This is a genomic window from Stenotrophomonas sp. 220_Sma, from assembly GCF_056487375.1.
The window spans coordinates 3,195,347-3,210,435 of sequence record NZ_CM151348.1; the positions used below are offsets into that span (position 1 = coordinate 3,195,347).

A 15,089-nucleotide genomic window follows, 5' to 3' on the forward strand; every position below is an offset into this window, starting at 1 on the left:
CATGCCTGCCCTGCCCTGGTTGCATCCTGATCGTGCCAACGCCCTGCTCGACGCCCTGCGCGAGCGGATCCTGATCATCGACGGCGCGATGGGCACCATGATCCAGCGCCATGGCCTGCAGGAAGACGACTACCGCGGCGAGCGCTTCGCCGGTGGCTACGATCATGTGCATGGCCCCGCTTGCGACCACGCCGTGCAGGAAGGGCATGACCTGAAGGGCAACAACGATCTGCTGCTGCTGACCCGGCCGCAGATCGTCGCCGACATCCATACCGCCTACCTGGAAGCGGGCGCGGATCTGGTCGAGACCAACACGTTCAACGCCACGTCGGTCAGCCAGGCCGACTACCACCTCGAACACCTGGTGTACGAGTTGAACAAGGCTGGCGCAGCGGTGGCACGCGCCTGCTGCGATACGGTAGCCGCAACCACACCAGGCAAGCCACGCTTCGTGATCGGGGTGATCGGCCCGACCAGCCGCACCGCCTCGATCAGTCCCGATGTCAACGATCCGGGCTTTCGCAACACCAGCTTCGACGAGCTTCGCGACACGTACCGCGAAGCCATTGACGGCCTGATCGACGGCGGCGCCGACACCATCATGGTCGAGACCATCTTCGACACGCTCAATGCCAAGGCCGCGCTGTATGCACTGGAGGAGGCCTTCGATGCACGCGGCGCAAGGTTGCCCGTGATGATCTCCGGCACCATCACTGATGCCTCGGGACGCACGCTGTCCGGGCAGACCGCCGAGGCCTTCCACGCGTCGCTCGCGCATGCGCGCCCATTGTCGATCGGCCTGAACTGCGCACTGGGTGCCGACGCGATGCGCCCGCACGTGGAAACCCTTTCGCAGGTCGCCGACTGCTACGTCAGCGCGCACCCCAACGCAGGCCTGCCCAATGCCTTCGGCGAGTACGACGAGACGCCCGAGGACATGGCCAGCACCCTGCGCGGTTTCGCCGAGGATGGCCTGTTGAACCTGGTCGGTGGCTGCTGTGGCTCCACCCCTGACCATATCCGCGCAATCGCCGAGGCCGTGGCCGGGCTGCCGCCGCGCGCCCTGCCCGGTGTCCAGGAGCAGGCCGCATGAATGTCGCCGCCACCGTTCCGCACTTCCCGCCCTATTGCTGTTGAGCTGACGCCTGCCATGACGCCTGTCCGCCCTACCCGCCTGTCCGGCCTGGAGCCTCTGGTCATCACTCCGGACCTGCTGTTCATCAACGTCGGCGAACGCACCAACGTCACCGGCAGCGCGCAGTTCCGCAAGCTCATCAAGGAAGGCCGCTACGAAGAAGCGGTGGACGTGGCCCGCCAGCAGGTGGCCAGCGGTGCGCAGATCCTCGACGTCAACATGGACGAGGGCCTGATCGATTCGGAAGCGGCGATGACCCGCTATCTCAACCTGATCATGTCCGAGCCGGACATCGCCCGTATTCCGGTGATGGTCGACTCCTCCAAGTGGAGCGTGATCGAGGCCGGCCTGAAGTGCCTGCAGGGCAAGAGCGTGGTCAATTCGATCTCGCTGAAGGAAGGCGAGGCGCTGTTCCGCGAGCACGCACGCAAGGTCCTGCGCTATGGCGCGGCCGCGGTGGTGATGGCATTCGACGAAAGCGGCCAGGCTGACACCTGCGCACGCAAGGTCGAGATCTGCACCCGCGCCTACCGCATCCTGGTCGACGAGATCGGCTTCCCACCGCAGGACATCATCTTCGACCCGAACATCTTCGCCGTCGCCACCGGCATCGAAGAGCACGACAACTATGCGGTGGACTTCATCGAAGCCACCCGCATCATCAAGCAGACGCTGCCGCACTGCCATGTGTCCGGCGGTGTTTCCAACGTCTCGTTCTCGTTCCGCGGCAACGAAACGGTGCGCCAGGCCATCCACTCGGTGTTCCTGTACCACGCCATTGCCGCTGGCATGGACATGGGCATCGTCAACGCCGGCGCCATGCCGATCTACGACGAACTGGAACCGGAACTGCGCGAGCGCGTGGAGGATGTGATCCTAAACCGCCGCAGCGATGCCACCGAGCGCCTGCTGGAAATCGCCGAGCGCTACAAGGGCAAGAAGGGCGCGGCGAAGACCGAAGACCTCGCCTGGCGCGAGAAGCCTGTGGCGCAGCGCCTGGCGCACGCGCTGGTGCACGGCCTGGATGCCTTCGTGGAAGAAGACACCGAACTGGCCCGGCAGGCGTCCAGCCGTCCGCTGGACGTGATCGAAGGTCCGTTGATGGATGGCATGAACGTGGTCGGCGACCTGTTCGGCGCCGGCAAGATGTTCCTGCCGCAGGTGGTGAAATCCGCGCGCGTGATGAAGAAGGCCGTGGCCTACCTGCTGCCCTACATCGAGGCCGAGAAGGCGCGCAGTGGCGACACCGCCAAGAGCAACGGCAAGATCATCATGGCCACGGTGAAGGGTGATGTGCATGACATCGGCAAGAACATCGTCGGCGTAGTCCTGGCCTGCAACAACTTCGAGGTGGTCGACCTTGGCGTGATGGTGCCGGCGCAGAAGATCCTCGATGCCGCGCGCGAGCACAACGCCGACCTGATCGGCCTGTCCGGCCTGATCACTCCATCACTGGAAGAGATGAGCCACGTGGCCCGGGAGATGCAGCGCCAGGGCTTCGACCTGCCGCTGCTGATCGGTGGAGCGACCACCTCGCGCGCGCACACCGCGCTGAAGATCGACCCACATTACAAGGCGCCCACGGTGTGGGTGAAGGACGCCTCGCGCGCGGTCGGCGTGGCCCAGTCGCTGATCTCGCGTGACCTGCGCGAGGCCTTCGTAGCCGCCAACGAGGCCGACTATGCCGAGATCCGCGCGCGCCATCGCAACCGTGGCGATGCCAAGCGCCTGGTTTCGCTGGAACACGCGCGTGGGCAGAAATTCCAGGGCGGCTGGGACACCTACACGCCGCCGGCACCGAACCAGCCCGGCCTGCACGTATTTGACGACTACCCGCTGGCCGAACTGGTCGACTACATCGACTGGACGCCGTTCTTCCAGGCCTGGGAGCTGGCCGGCAAGTTCCCGGCCATCCTCACCGACGAGATCGTCGGCACCCAGGCCAGCGATCTGTACAGGGACGCCCGCGCGATGCTTGAGCGCATCGTCAATGAGAAATGGCTGACCGCCAAGGCCGTGTTCGGCCTGTGGCCGGCCAACAGCATCGGCGACGACGTGCGCGTGCAGCACCCGCAGGGCGAGACCACCCTGCACTTCCTGCGCCAGCAGGTGGACAAGCCGGCCGAGCGCCCGGATTTCTGCCTGGCCGATTTCATCGCCCCGGCCGACAGCGGCAAGCAGGATTGGATCGGCGCCTTCGCCGTCACTGCCGGCATCGGCATCGACGCGCACGTAGCGCGGTTCGAAGCCGACCACGATGACTACAACGCGATCCTGCTGAAGGCCCTCGCCGATCGCTTCGCCGAAGCGCTGGCCGAGCGCCTGCACCAGCGCGTGCGTACCGAATTCTGGGGCCATGAGCACGCCGAGACGCTGGACAACGAGGCGCTGATCGACGAGGAGTACCGTGGCATCCGCCCGGCACCGGGTTACCCCGCCTGCCCGGAGCACAGCGAAAAGCGACGCCTGTTCGACCTGCTGCAGGCCGAAGCCAACGCCGGCATGGAACTGACCGAGAGCTTCGCGATGCTGCCTACGGCGGCCGTTTCGGGCTACTACTTCAGCCATCCGCAGAGCCAGTACTTCGTGGTCGGCCGCCTCAGCCGCGAGCAGATCAGCGACTACGCCCGCCGCAAGGGCGTGGACCGCGCCCAGGCCGAGCGCTGGCTGGCCTCCAACCTCGACTACGATCCCGAATGACACAAAAGGGGACGGAGGGGATTAAGTCGTTTGTGCCCCAAACGACTTAATCCCCTCCGTCCCCTTTTCGCTTCATCATTGCGCAGGGCTTTGACGGTTTCTCGTCCGGTGTCGTTTGCCCTGGTCGGCGCACTGCTGTGCTTCTTCGCACCGAGCCTGCCACTGATCCGCGCACGCCGGAGCCGCTTCAAGGCCTGACGCCGGCGCGGTCCTACTGCTGCAGCAGTACCTGCTGCAGCGACGGCAGCAGCACACGGTTGCCATGCGCGCTGAGGTGATCGCCATCGAAGAACAACGGCCGGCCATCGCGCTGCGCCGGGCACAGCACGTCATCACACAGCACCGGCATCGGATCCCACAGCACACCTCCTGGCAGGCCATCGACCACCTGCTGCAGGCTGCCCAGCATCGGCGCACGCAGCGTTTCCATCGCCTCACGCGTGCTGTCCAGGCCGTTGCGGCAGACCTCGTTGCGTGAATTGAAGCGGTCAGAGCAGCGATACGGCGGCGCCGGCAGCACCGGTTTGGGCGCCTCCAGCACAATTCGCACACCGCGCTCGGCCAACGGTTTCCACTGGGTGATCGCCTCGGCCACTTCGGCCTCGCGCCCTGCAGTGGCTTCCGGGGTCACCTCGCCCGCCAGCTGCGCCTGCGCATCGAACAATACGAACTGATCGGACAAGCGCGGTATCCGCAGCGACACCAGCACCACGGCATCACCTGGCTGCGCACGCTGCGCGACATCGGCGAGCATCGCTGCGTCGAAATCACTGCAACCGGCACCCGCGCCGCGCCACTTCTGCAGGCTCACCTGCGGGCATCCACCACGACCGTAGAGAATCACCTCCGAGCCACTCTCAAGCGCCAGCCGCTGCAGCAGCTCGATGTAGGCCATTGCATGCGAATCGCCAGCAACGAACACCTGCTTCGGCGCACCGGCAGGCACCGGCCGATCGCAGTCACCACGCGCATAGGTCCGCATGCTGCCACCTTCGAAGCGTCGCTTGGTGGTCACCAGGCTGCAGTCGAGATAGTCGCCTGCCACGCTCTTGCCGTTGGGATACCAGTCGCCGGGATGCCGACTGACCGTGCTCAGTGATATCCGCGGTGCCTGCAGGTACAGCAGCGTCTGGGTGCCGGCCGCGACCAGCAGCACAGCCGAACCTGCCAGCACCCAGCGACCCGGGCGCAGACGCTGCGCCAAGGGGCCCCGGAACGGTTGCTCCACCCAGCGCCACGACAACCACGACAGCAGCAGCACCAGCGCCATCGCAGCGCTCATCTGCAGGGGTGTCTGCAGGCCCACGGTCCAGCGCATCAGCACGAATACCGGCCAGTGCCACAGATACAGCGAGTACGACAGCAGGCCGATGGAGCGCGTCGGCCTGCTGGCCAACAGGCGTGCCACCCAGGACCGGGGATGATGATGCAGCGCCCACAGCAGGCCTGCCGCAGCAAAGGTCGGCAGCAGGCCATCAGGCCACGGCGAACGTCCGGCCCGTGCGGTCCACAATGCCCAGCACAGCAAGGCCAGCGCCACCATCGCGAGCAGCGAGAACACGGGCGCAGCGCGCTTCAGTGCAGTCGTCGTCACCGCATCCACTGGCTGGCGAACATGCAGCAGCTGGAACAGCAGTACGCCAACACCCAGCTGCCACAGCCGCGTAGTGGTGGCGTAGAACGCCCACGATGGCGGCGCCTCGCGCAGGCCCAGCACCGCCGCATGCAGCAGCGACGCCGCGCTGACCACGGCAAACAGGCCAAGGCTGATCCAACGCCCGCGCGCGCCGCGCGCCCAGGCCAGGAACAGCAGCGGGAACAGCAGGTAGAACTGTTCCTCCACGCCCAGCGACCAGGTATGGGTATAGGGATTGAATTCGGCCTTGGGCGCGAAATAATCGTTGCCGATCAGCGCCAGCACCCAGTTGCTGAAGCCGAAGAATGCCATCAGCCCGGTCTTGTCACTGGCCTCGCTGAGCCAGGACTCGGGAATGAACAGCACGCTGCCGACGGCGGTCAACAGCAGGCAGCTGATCAGCGCAGGTGCGATGCGGCGGATGCGACGCGAATAGAAGCGCAGCATCGACTGCCACAGCGACAACGGCGGCAGCCGGTGCACCGACGCGCTGACCACGAACCCGGAAATGACGAAGAACACGTCTACGCCGGTGAACCCGCCCGGCAACCAGGCCGGGTCCAGGTGGAACACGATGACGGCCAGCACGGCAATCGCGCGCAGGCCGTCAATGTGCGGCACGTAGCCGCGGCTTGGATCAGCGGTCATCCCTTCCCCCCAACCGCGGAGGCAATGCCGTCCGCGGTGGTTGCGCCTTTACCAGACCAGGTCGTCCGGCACCTGGTACTGCGGATCCGCATACGGATCTTCCTCGGCCGGCGCATTCGGATCGACCTTCAGCGCCACCGAGGCAGCGAACACCGCCTCGGACTGTGCCAGCACGTCGGCCGTTACCAGCAGGTAGCGGCCATTGAGCTGGACCACACCCAGCTCACCGGCATTGAGCGCGGTCAGCTGTTCGGCGGTCACATAGATGCGCTTGATCTTGCCGCCATACGGGAAGTGGCGGGCGATGTCCGCTGCCTCGGCGTTGAGGCTCTTGTCCTTCAGCAGTTCTTCCAGCTTGGCCTTCGCCTCGCGGCGCACGCGTGCTTCTTCCTGCTTCAGGCGCTCGGTCTCGATGCGCTCTTCCTTCTCCCGCTGCGCCCGGATGGCATAGGCCTTGGCCAGGTCCATCTCTTCGGTGCTGCGCGGCTTGCGCGGGCCCTGCTGGCCCTGGCCACCGCGCGCATGCCCGCCGGGCTTGCCCGCGCCATGGCCCTGCCCACGACGCTCACCGGGCTTGTGCTCGCCCTTGCCTGCGCCCTGCGGCTTTCCATTGCCGTTGCCGTTGCCACCCTTGCCCTGCGGGCGGCCATCACGGCGGGGGCCATCATTCTTGCGCTCGGGCTTGGGCGCGGGCTTGAAGCCCAGGCCCATCAGCTGGTCGCGGAGGGTATCGCTCATAGGATTCGGATCAGTAGTGCGGCGGCGGCGGTTCGCTCGCCGGATCGGAAGAATTCAGTGCGTTGCGGACCTTGCCCAGGTCTTCCAGCAGCACGCGCAGCACATCGGCGTTGCGCATGCCCTGCATGCGGGCATCAGCCAGCGCGTCGCTCAGCTCGGCCAGCGCTTGTTCCTGGAAGGACACGCGCATTTCCAGCTCGACCAGGCGCGCTTCCAGCGCCTGCTCGCGTTCAGTGGGCAGATCAGACATGCAACGAGCGCCCCCGGCCAATGCCGTAGTACGCAAGACCTGCGGCTTCCACTTCGCCCGGCTCATACAGGTTGCGGCCGTCGAACACCGCCGCATCCTTCAGCTGCTCGCGCAGCTTCTGGAAGTCGGGGCTGCGGAACTGCTTCCACTCGGTCACCACCACCAGCGCGTCGGCACCCTGCAGCGCTTCATCGGCACTGTTGCAGAACACCAGGTCATCGCGTTCGCCGAAGATGCGCTGCGACTCGTGCATCGCCTCCGGATCGTAGGCACGCACCGTCGCACCGCCTTCCCACAGCTGCGCCAGCAGTCGACGGCTGGAGGCCTCACGCATATCGTCGGTGTTCGGCTTGAAGGCCAGACCCCATACGGCGAAGGTCTTTCCACGCACGCCCTCGTCCTCGCCCTTGTCGTAATGACGCTGGATGAGGGCAAACAGATGGCCCTTCTGCGCATCGTTGACCGCTTCAACCGCATTGAGCAGCTTCGGCTCAAGGCCATACTGCTGGGCGGTACGGGCCAATGCCTGCACGTCCTTGGGGAAGCACGAGCCGCCGTAACCGGCACCCGGATAGATGAAGTGCCAGCCGATGCGTGGATCCGAACCAATGCCCTGGCGGACCTGCTCGACATCGGCACCGACGCGTTCAGCGATGTTGGCGATTTCATTCATGAACGAAATCTTGGTCGCCAGCATCGCATTGGCGGCGTACTTGGTCAGTTCGGCCGAACGCACGTCCATTTCCACCACGCGGTCGTGGTTGCGGTTGAACGGCGCGTACAGGCGACGCATCACCGCCACCGACTCTTCGTTCGCCGCACCGATGATGATGCGGTCCGGGCGCATGCAGTCCGCAACCGCATCGCCTTCCTTCAGGAATTCCGGGTTGGACACCACGTCGAAGGCGATGTCCGCGCCACGCGCGGCCAGCTCTTCGGCAATGGCGGCACGCACCTTGTCGGCGGTGCCGACCGGCACCGTCGACTTGTTCACCACCACGGTCGGCACACTCATGTGCCGACCAATGGTCCGGGCTACGGCAAGCACGTATTGAAGATCGGCACTGCCATCCTCGTCCGGTGGCGTACCAACGGCGATGAACACCACCTGGCCGTGATCGATGGCGGCCGCGGCATCCGTGGTGAACGCCAGCCGCGCTGCGGCATGGTTGGCCTTCACCATCGGCTCCAGGCCGGGTTCATAGATCGGGATGATGCCCTGGTTGAGGCCATCCACCTTGGCCTGGTCGATATCGACACAGACCACCTGATGACCAACATCGGCCAGGCAGGTGCCGGTCACCAGTCCAACGTAGCCGGTACCAAAAATCGCAACGCGCATATCCGTATTCGCTCCTGAATGACTTACGGCAGAACGCCCAGCAGCTCGACGTCGAACGTCAGAGTCGCGTTCGGGCCGATCGGGCCGCCCGGGGTGCCGTTCTCACCGTAGGCGAGTTCGCCCGGGATCCAGAAGCGGTACTTCGAACCGACCGGCATCAGCGCGACGCCTTCGGTCCAGCCCTTGATCACCTGGTCCAGACCGAACTCGGCCGGCTGGCGGCCGTAGGAACTGTCGAACACGGTGCCGTTGAGCAGCTTGCCTTCGTAGTTCACGCGCACCTTGCTGCTCGGCAGCGGGCGCTCGCCGCTACCCGGGCGGATCACCTGGTACTGCAGGCCCGACGAGGTGGTCACCACGCCCGGCTGGGTCTTGTTCTTGGCCAGGAATGCGTTGCCTTCCGTGCGGTTGGTCTGCGCAGCCTGGGCGGCCTTGGCCTGCATTTCAGCCTGCTTGGCACCCATGAAGGCCTGGATGGTGGCGGTCGCGTCAGCTTCCGTCATCTTCGGCTGGCCCTTGGTCAGGCCGGTGCTGATTGCGTCAAACAACGAGGCGACATCGATATCGTCCTTCAGCTGCGCCAGCGACGGACCCACCGAGTAGGAGCCGATCATCTGCGACACCTTGACGCGGTCGACCTTCGGCGGCTGCGAGCCCGGTGCCACGCCCGGCACCTGCTGGCCGCTGCGGGCCATCACGACCTGGCGCAGGGCGGCATCGGTGGCCTTGGCCTGTTCCTGGGTGATCTGCGGCTGCAGGCCCTCGAACGAACGCTCAACGGCGGTGCGCAGGGCGGCCACATCGATCTCATCGGCGATCGGGGTGAACGACTTGGCGACATCAAGGCCGATGGCGTAGCCGAGCTTCTGCTTGGGGGAATTCAAGGTTGCGGTCTCCTTGGCGGCTGCGGGGGCAGCCGGTTGTTGCGACAGAGCGACACCCGAAGTGCCCATCGCCAGAATCAGAACCGACGCCGCGGCGCCGCGCATTCCCATCTTCATTCGCTGCATTCCTGGAAGTGTCTGGGCGCCGACGTCGGCGCGAAAAGAAGCATTGTCGCACGCATGCCGTCGATGTCGAGGCATGCGTGCTGGATATCAATGCGTGGCGGCTGCCGCCAGCGCCTTGTCGATGGCCGCGGTCAGCTGCGGATCGTCCGGCGTCACCTTGCTGGCGAACTGGGCAATGACCTTGCCATCGCGGCCCACGAGGTACTTGTGGAAGTTCCAGGCCGGCGCAACGCCGGTCGCTGCGGTCAACCGCTGGTACAGCGGCGTGGCCTGCGTGCCGACCACATGCACCTTCTCGAACATCGGGAACTTGACGCCGTAGGTCAGGGTGCAGAAGTCCTGGATCTGCTTCTCGTCACCCGGTTCCTGGCCCTTGAAGTCATTGGAAGGAAAGCCCAGCACCGCAAAACCGCGGCCTGCATAGCGCTTCTGCAGCGCCTCCAGCCCTTCGTACTGCGGCGTGTAGCCACACTTGCTGGCGGTGTTGACCACCAGCAGCACCTGCCCGTGATAGCGCTGCTGCAGATTCACCTGCTGCTTGCTGGCCAACGGCCGGTATTCCAGATCGAGCAGGTCGGCCGCCAGCGCACTGGCGGAACCGGCGGCGCCGGCCACCATCAGGGCCAGCAGGGACAGGCCGCGCAGGCGGCACGGGGAAACGGTCGGCAGGGGCATCAGAGGCGGTCCGCGGTAGCCATTCACAAGGCCCGGCCAGTGCTGGCCGGGAATCGGCCGAACTATAGCACCGGGCTCTGGAGCCCCTGATGGCACAGGTCCATCCCGGGCTTTGCGCGGCGTGGCGAATGTGCTGCCCGGGCGCCATCGAAGGCGCAGTGATGACATAGCATGGACATCACTGAATGGAAGGCCGCCCCGAAAAGCCCTCTGCAGAAGATTCATTTCCCTTTTAAATCAATCGACTAGAGGGATTTTTCAGCAATCTGACCACCCCTGCCATCAGTTGGGGACGGCAAGGGGTTGCACGTAGGCGTGCCGGTGTTATAGTTGCATACAACACCAGTCACCTGAGACAGGGGGAAGCCATGAACGTCCGGATCCGTCGCAACCTCACCGCACCCGCGGCCGTCGCTGTTTCGACCCTGCTCGTGCTGGCCTGGTGGGCCACGCCCACCGCCCCTGTTTCCGCCGCTGCTGAAAGTGCGCAGGACGCGACTCTCTCCCCCGCAGGGAACGCCCCCTCCTCCCCCCCTCCCCCGCGTCGGCTGCACAGCGCGCTGTCCATGCCGTATTTCTCGTTCGCCCAGCCGCTGACCCCACGGAGCTGAATATGAGCGACATCCAGTGGAGCGACGGCGCTCCCATCTACCGTCAGTTGAAGGAGCGCGTGATCGCCATGATGCTCGACGGAATCCTCAAGCCGGGCGATGCCCTGCCTTCGGTGCGCCAGGTGGCCGCCGACTATCAACTCAACCCCATCACCGTTTCGCGCGCTTACCAGGAGCTGGCCGACGAAGGCCTGGTCGAGAAGCGCCGCGGCCTGGGCATGTTCATGACCGAGCAGGCGGCCACGCAGCTGCGCAGCAGCGAACGCGACCGTTTCCTCAACGAAGAATGGCCGGCGGTTCTGGAGCGCATCCAGCGCCTGGGCCTGAGCCTCGACGAATTGCTGCCCCAGGGGAAAGTCTGATGAATAGCACTGCAAGTGAGTCGGTCATCACCGCCCGAGGCCTGCGCAAGGCCTACAAGACCACGGTCGCCCTCGACAACGCCAGTTTCAGCATTCCAAGCGGGCGCATCGTCGGCCTGATCGGGCCCAATGGCGCCGGCAAGACCACCGCGCTGAAGGCCATTCTTGGGCTGACCTCGGTGGAGGGTGAACTGAGCGTGCTCGGCCGCGACCCGCGACTGCACCGCGACGAACTGATGAACGACATCTGCTTCATCGCCGACGTCGCCGTGCTGCCGCGCTGGCTGAAGGTGCGCGAGGCGATCGATTTCGTGGCCGGCGTCCACCCGCGCTTCGACCGCGCCCGCTGCGAGCGCTTCCTGGCCAACACCAAGCTGCAGCCGAAGCAGCGCGTGCGCGAGCTGTCCAAGGGCATGATCGTGCAGCTGCACCTGGCGCTGGTGATGGCCATCGATGCCCGCATCCTGGTGCTGGACGAGCCGACCCTCGGCCTGGACATCCTGTACCGCAAGGAGTTCTACCAGCGCCTGCTGGAAGACTACTTCGACGAACAGAAAACCATCATCGTCACCACCCACCAGGTGGAGGAGATCGAGCACATCCTCAGCGACGTGATGTTCATCCGCGATGGCCGCATCGTGCTCGACGCGGAAATGGACGACGTCGGCCAGCGCTATACCGAGCTGCTGGTCAATGCCGACCAGCTGGACACCGCGCGCGCCCTGAAGCCGATCGACGAGCGCAGCCTGGCGTTCGGCAAGACGGTGATGCTGTTCGATGGCGTGCCGCGCACCCAGCTTTCCTCTCTCGGCGAGACCCGCATCCCGGGCCTGGCCGACCTGTTCGTCGCCATCATGAAGGGGACCTACGCATGAATGCCGTCAACCACCCCATCAGCCCGATCGGCACCCTGCGCTGGCTGCTCAAGCGCGAGTACTGGGAGAACCGCGGCGGCTTCCTGTATGCCCCGTTGATCGCGGGCCTGATCTCACTGGTGATGAGCATCGCCGGCATTGCCTTCGGCCTGTTCGCGCTGAACCGTGCGGCACGCGACGGCGGCCTGCACATCGATGGCGAGAACGTGAACATCAACGGCCTGAACCTGGCCCTGCTCACCCGTGACATCAGTGCCAAGGACCTTGCTGATCTTGGCAACGGCCTGGACCTGACTCTGGTACTCAGTTCAAGTTGGCCGTTCGTGGTGCTGGCCTTCGTCGTGTTCTTCTACTGCCTGGGCGCCCTCTACGACGATCGCCGTGACCGCAGCATCCTGTTCTGGAAGTCGTTGCCGCTGTCGGACACGCAGACCGTGCTGTCCAAGGTGATCAGCGCACTGATCGTGGCACCGTTGATCGCGGTCATCGCCGGCATCCTCACCATGTTCGGCTTCATGCTGATCATCAGTGCCGTCGCGCTGCTGCACGGCGGCAGCCCGATGACCCTGATCTGGGGCCCGGCCAGCCCGCTGACCCTGGCCGCTGGACACCTGGCCTGGATTCCGGTCTATGCCCTGTGGGCCCTGCCCACCGCCGGCTGGCTGCTGCTGTGCTCGGCATGGGCCAGGAGCAAGCCGTTCCTGTGGGCGGTGATGTTGCCGCTGTTTGCCGGCATCATTGTCAGCTCCACCAAGATGATGCCGCTGTTCGGCCTGACCACCGGCTGGTTCTGGCAGAACATCGTCGGCCGCCTGCTGCTGGGCGGCGTGCCCGGCATGGACCTGCTGTATCGCCTCGGCGCCGACGAAGCATCGCGCCGCGATCTGGACTCGGTCGTCAGCCTGATGTCCCCCGCCTCGCAGCTGAAGTCGCTGGCGATGCCGGAGCTGTGGATCGGCGCCGTCGTCGGTGCAGTGTTCATCTTCCTTGCCATCCGCCTGCGCAAGCGCGCCGGCGAGATCTGATCCCATCCATCCGGAGGCACCACCCATGCGTTCTTTGCTCGCCTGTTCTGCGTTGTTGCTGTTGCCGTTGTCGGCGCTGGCCGCCGATGCTCCGAACTGCAAGTTCACTGCTGCCCGCGCACTGAAGCTGGACGTGGCTGGTGCCAGGACGGTGGTGTTCGAGGTCAACCAGCATGACCTGAAGGTGGTCGCCAGCGCTGGCGGCGGCCAGCTGGACGGCCGCGCCTGCGCGTCCAGCCAGGAATGGCTGGACCAGCTGGTGCTGGAGCAGCGCAAGGTCGGCGACAAGCTGGTGGTGAGCCTGCGCCGCGACGGCCGCCAAAGCGGTATCAGCCTGGGCAACAGCTACGCCTGGCTGGATATCCGTGGCAGCGTGCCGGACAACATGCCGCTGCAGTTCAAGATCGGCTCGGGCGATGCCAGCGTGGAGAACGCACAGTCGCTGAGCGTGGACGTGGGTTCCGGTGATGCCGTGGTCCGCGGTACCCGCGGCAGCATCCACGCTGCAGTGGGTTCGGGCGACCTCAACATCGATGGCGGCAGCTCCCTGAATCTGCTGTCGCTGGGTTCCGGCGACGTCACCGTACGCAACATCAGCGGCGATGCCAGCACCGGTACCGTCGGCTCCGGTGACCTGAAGATCAGCGATGTGCGTGGCAACGCGCGGCTGGATACCGTGGGCTCGGGTGATATCGAGTTCAAGCGCGTGCAGGGCAGCGTTGAAGTAGGCGTGGTCGGCTCCGGCGGGGTCGATCTGGCCGACATCGGCGGCAATGTGCATGTCCGCAGCCACGGCTCGGGCGACATCAACGTCGACGGCGTGCGCGGCACGCTGACCGTCGACCACAGCGGCAGCGGTGACGTCGATCATCGCAACGTCAGCGGCCGGGTCACTCTGCCGCGCAGCAAGTAAACCCTCTTCCAGACACTACCAGGGGAACACCATGAACCTGTTGCGCCTGTTGCCCGCTGTGCTGCTGTCCCTGCCGCTGATCGCCTGCGGCGGCACGTCGTCAGCACCCGACAAGACCGTTGGCAAGAGTGTGGCCGAAGCCACAGGCGGCGTCGGCGAGACCGTCAGGAACGCGATGGACGATGCCCGCAAGGATATCGCCCAGGGCAACATCAAGATCTCGGCGGACAAGCAGCCGCGTGCGGAGATCACGCCGGATGGCCGCCTGCTGATCGCGGGCAAGGAGATCGCCGCCAACGATATCCAGCGCCGTCATCTGCAGGACTACCGCGGCCACGTGGTCGCCATCGCGATGGACGGCATGGATGTCGGCCTGGCCGGCGCCAAACTGGGTGCCAGTGCTGCCGGCGAAGCGCTGAAGGGCATTTTCAGCGGCGACAGCGAAGGTATTGAAAAGCGCATCAATGCCGAAGCCGAGAAGATCGAAGCCCAGGCCAAGCGCATCTGCGACCGCCTTCCGGCGATGCTGGCCAGCCAGCAGGCGCTCGCACGTGAACTGCCGGCATTCAAGCCCTACGCGACCATGGACCAGAGCGACGTGGACGACTGCGGCAAGGACACCGTGGTCCAGCGCTAGGCCTGTGACAGATCAGCGCACCCGGCCGGCAGCGGCGTCCAGCTGCCGGCCGTAGTGCGCCGCCCGGCTTACAATAGCGGCCCCGGACGCCCCCGAACCGAATGTCATGAAGAAGCTGTTTCTGCTGTTGACCGCCCTGCTCTGCCTTGGCCTGGCCGGCTGTGACCAGGAGTACCGCAACCACCGCGCCGAGCGTGGCAAACCCAAGATTTCCGTAAGCGAAGGCATGGTCACCGTGCGTCGCCCGCCCGCGCCGAACATCATCATCCTCGCCGACGGCACGATGAAGATGGACGAGATCCAGATTCCGCTGGACGACGGGCAGAAACAGATGCTGCAGACCATGTTCGGCAAACTGCAGGTGCTGCGCCAGAACACCCTGGTGGCCGCACCGGCCGATCCCAACATGCAGCCGGTGAAGATCCAACCGCCGGAGGGCATGGTCGTGATTCCGGCGGACCTGATCCAGCGCATCCCGGAGTTCAAGGATTACACCGACACCTTCGGCAACATCGTCGCCGACCGTCGCTGA

14 protein-coding genes are annotated in these 15,089 nt (G+C 65.4%); 8 read left to right on the forward strand and 6 right to left on the reverse strand.

Annotated features, from left to right (window positions below):
• Position 1 precedes the first annotated feature (1 nt).
• Both ACZLIB_RS15040 and metH read left to right on the forward strand, forming a co-directional pair.
• Entirely contained in the window at positions 2-1,093 is a 1,092-nt protein-coding gene (locus ACZLIB_RS15040; protein WP_032127663.1) for a homocysteine S-methyltransferase family protein, read from the forward strand.
• A gap of 57 nt (positions 1,094-1,150) precedes the next feature.
• Entirely contained in the window at positions 1,151-3,835 is a 2,685-nt protein-coding gene (metH, locus tag ACZLIB_RS15045) for a methionine synthase (protein WP_478468037.1), read from the forward strand.
• Positions 3,836-4,046: 211 nt separating this feature from the next.
• Here metH and ACZLIB_RS15050 read toward each other — a convergent pair whose 3' ends face one another.
• The 6 genes from ACZLIB_RS15050 to ACZLIB_RS15075 form a co-directional block, all read right to left on the reverse strand.
• Positions 4,047-6,119: an acyltransferase family protein gene (locus tag ACZLIB_RS15050; RefSeq protein ID WP_478468038.1), complete on the reverse strand. Its 2,073-nt coding sequence runs from the start codon at positions 6,117-6,119 to the stop codon at positions 4,047-4,049.
• A 48-nt stretch (positions 6,120-6,167) separates the two neighbouring features.
• A complete protein-coding gene (locus ACZLIB_RS15055) occupies positions 6,168-6,857 on the reverse strand; it encodes a DUF2058 domain-containing protein (protein WP_032127660.1) in 690 nt (229 codons plus the stop codon).
• 10 nt (positions 6,858-6,867) lie between these two features.
• The gene (locus tag ACZLIB_RS15060) at positions 6,868-7,107 is read right to left on the reverse strand and encodes a SlyX family protein (RefSeq protein WP_019660397.1); all 240 of its coding nucleotides are present in this window, start codon (positions 7,105-7,107) and stop codon (positions 6,868-6,870) included.
• Positions 7,100-8,449: a UDP-glucose dehydrogenase family protein gene (locus ACZLIB_RS15065; protein ID WP_032127659.1), complete on the reverse strand. Its 1,350-nt coding sequence runs from the start codon at positions 8,447-8,449 to the stop codon at positions 7,100-7,102. The genes ACZLIB_RS15060 and ACZLIB_RS15065 overlap by 8 nt, the downstream gene beginning before the upstream one ends.
• 23 nt (positions 8,450-8,472) lie before the next feature.
• Positions 8,473-9,450: an FKBP-type peptidyl-prolyl cis-trans isomerase N-terminal domain-containing protein gene (locus ACZLIB_RS15070; protein ID WP_019337358.1), complete on the reverse strand. Its 978-nt coding sequence runs from the start codon at positions 9,448-9,450 to the stop codon at positions 8,473-8,475.
• 96 nt (positions 9,451-9,546) lie between these two features.
• Positions 9,547-10,134 carry a glutathione peroxidase gene (locus ACZLIB_RS15075; protein WP_019337359.1) on the reverse strand — a complete coding sequence of 196 codons (588 nt, stop codon included), beginning with the start codon at positions 10,132-10,134 and terminating at the stop codon, positions 9,547-9,549.
• Positions 10,135-10,747: 613 nt separating this feature from the next.
• Between ACZLIB_RS15075 and ACZLIB_RS15080 the strand changes: the two genes are divergently transcribed.
• The 6 genes from ACZLIB_RS15080 to ACZLIB_RS15105 all read left to right on the forward strand — a co-directional run bounded on the left by ACZLIB_RS15080 (position 10,748) and on the right by ACZLIB_RS15105 (position 15,089).
• Positions 10,748-11,107: a GntR family transcriptional regulator gene (locus ACZLIB_RS15080; RefSeq protein WP_006453095.1), complete on the forward strand. Its 360-nt coding sequence runs from the start codon at positions 10,748-10,750 to the stop codon at positions 11,105-11,107.
• On the forward strand, positions 11,107-11,982 hold the full coding sequence (locus tag ACZLIB_RS15085) for an ABC transporter ATP-binding protein (protein WP_032130455.1): 876 nt from the start codon (positions 11,107-11,109) through the stop codon (positions 11,980-11,982). Before ACZLIB_RS15080 ends, ACZLIB_RS15085 begins: the two co-directional genes overlap by 1 nt.
• Complete coding sequence (locus ACZLIB_RS15090) at positions 11,979-13,007, forward strand: ABC-2 transporter permease (protein ID WP_201116784.1); 1,029 nt, start codon at positions 11,979-11,981, stop codon at positions 13,005-13,007. Before ACZLIB_RS15085 ends, ACZLIB_RS15090 begins: the two co-directional genes overlap by 4 nt.
• A 25-nt stretch (positions 13,008-13,032) precedes the next feature.
• Entirely contained in the window at positions 13,033-13,920 is an 888-nt protein-coding gene (locus ACZLIB_RS15095) for a DUF4097 family beta strand repeat-containing protein (RefSeq protein ID WP_032130457.1), read from the forward strand.
• Positions 13,921-13,951: 31 nt separating this feature from the next.
• Entirely contained in the window at positions 13,952-14,557 is a 606-nt protein-coding gene (locus tag ACZLIB_RS15100; protein WP_478468039.1) for a YggN family protein, read from the forward strand.
• Positions 14,558-14,663: 106 nt separating this feature from the next.
• The gene (locus tag ACZLIB_RS15105; RefSeq protein ID WP_032130459.1) at positions 14,664-15,089 is read left to right on the forward strand and encodes a hypothetical protein; all 426 of its coding nucleotides are present in this window, start codon (positions 14,664-14,666) and stop codon (positions 15,087-15,089) included.

Bases quoted from the DNA above. Each gene is read 5' to 3' on its own strand.
- ACZLIB_RS15040 (WP_032127663.1), top strand. From the start codon at position 2: ATGCCTGCCCTGCCCTGGTTGCATCCTGATCGTGCCAACGCCCTGCTC.
- metH (WP_478468037.1), top strand. From the start codon at position 1,151: ATGACGCCTGTCCGCCCTACCCGCCTGTCCGGCCTGGAGCCTCTGGTC.
- ACZLIB_RS15050 (WP_478468038.1), bottom strand. From the start codon at position 6,119: ATGACCGCTGATCCAAGCCGCGGCTACGTGCCGCACATTGACGGCCTG.
- ACZLIB_RS15055 (WP_032127660.1), bottom strand. From the start codon at position 6,857: ATGAGCGATACCCTCCGCGACCAGCTGATGGGCCTGGGCTTCAAGCCC.
- ACZLIB_RS15060 (WP_019660397.1), bottom strand. From the start codon at position 7,107: ATGTCTGATCTGCCCACTGAACGCGAGCAGGCGCTGGAAGCGCGCCTG.
- ACZLIB_RS15065 (WP_032127659.1), bottom strand. From the start codon at position 8,449: ATGCGCGTTGCGATTTTTGGTACCGGCTACGTTGGACTGGTGACCGGC.
- ACZLIB_RS15070 (WP_019337358.1), bottom strand. From the start codon at position 9,450: ATGAAGATGGGAATGCGCGGCGCCGCGGCGTCGGTTCTGATTCTGGCG.
- ACZLIB_RS15075 (WP_019337359.1), bottom strand. From the start codon at position 10,134: ATGCCCCTGCCGACCGTTTCCCCGTGCCGCCTGCGCGGCCTGTCCCTG.
- ACZLIB_RS15080 (WP_006453095.1), top strand. From the start codon at position 10,748: ATGAGCGACATCCAGTGGAGCGACGGCGCTCCCATCTACCGTCAGTTG.
- ACZLIB_RS15085 (WP_032130455.1), top strand. From the start codon at position 11,107: ATGAATAGCACTGCAAGTGAGTCGGTCATCACCGCCCGAGGCCTGCGC.
- ACZLIB_RS15090 (WP_201116784.1), top strand. From the start codon at position 11,979: ATGAATGCCGTCAACCACCCCATCAGCCCGATCGGCACCCTGCGCTGG.
- ACZLIB_RS15095 (WP_032130457.1), top strand. From the start codon at position 13,033: ATGCGTTCTTTGCTCGCCTGTTCTGCGTTGTTGCTGTTGCCGTTGTCG.
- ACZLIB_RS15100 (WP_478468039.1), top strand. From the start codon at position 13,952: ATGAACCTGTTGCGCCTGTTGCCCGCTGTGCTGCTGTCCCTGCCGCTG.
- ACZLIB_RS15105 (WP_032130459.1), top strand. From the start codon at position 14,664: ATGAAGAAGCTGTTTCTGCTGTTGACCGCCCTGCTCTGCCTTGGCCTG.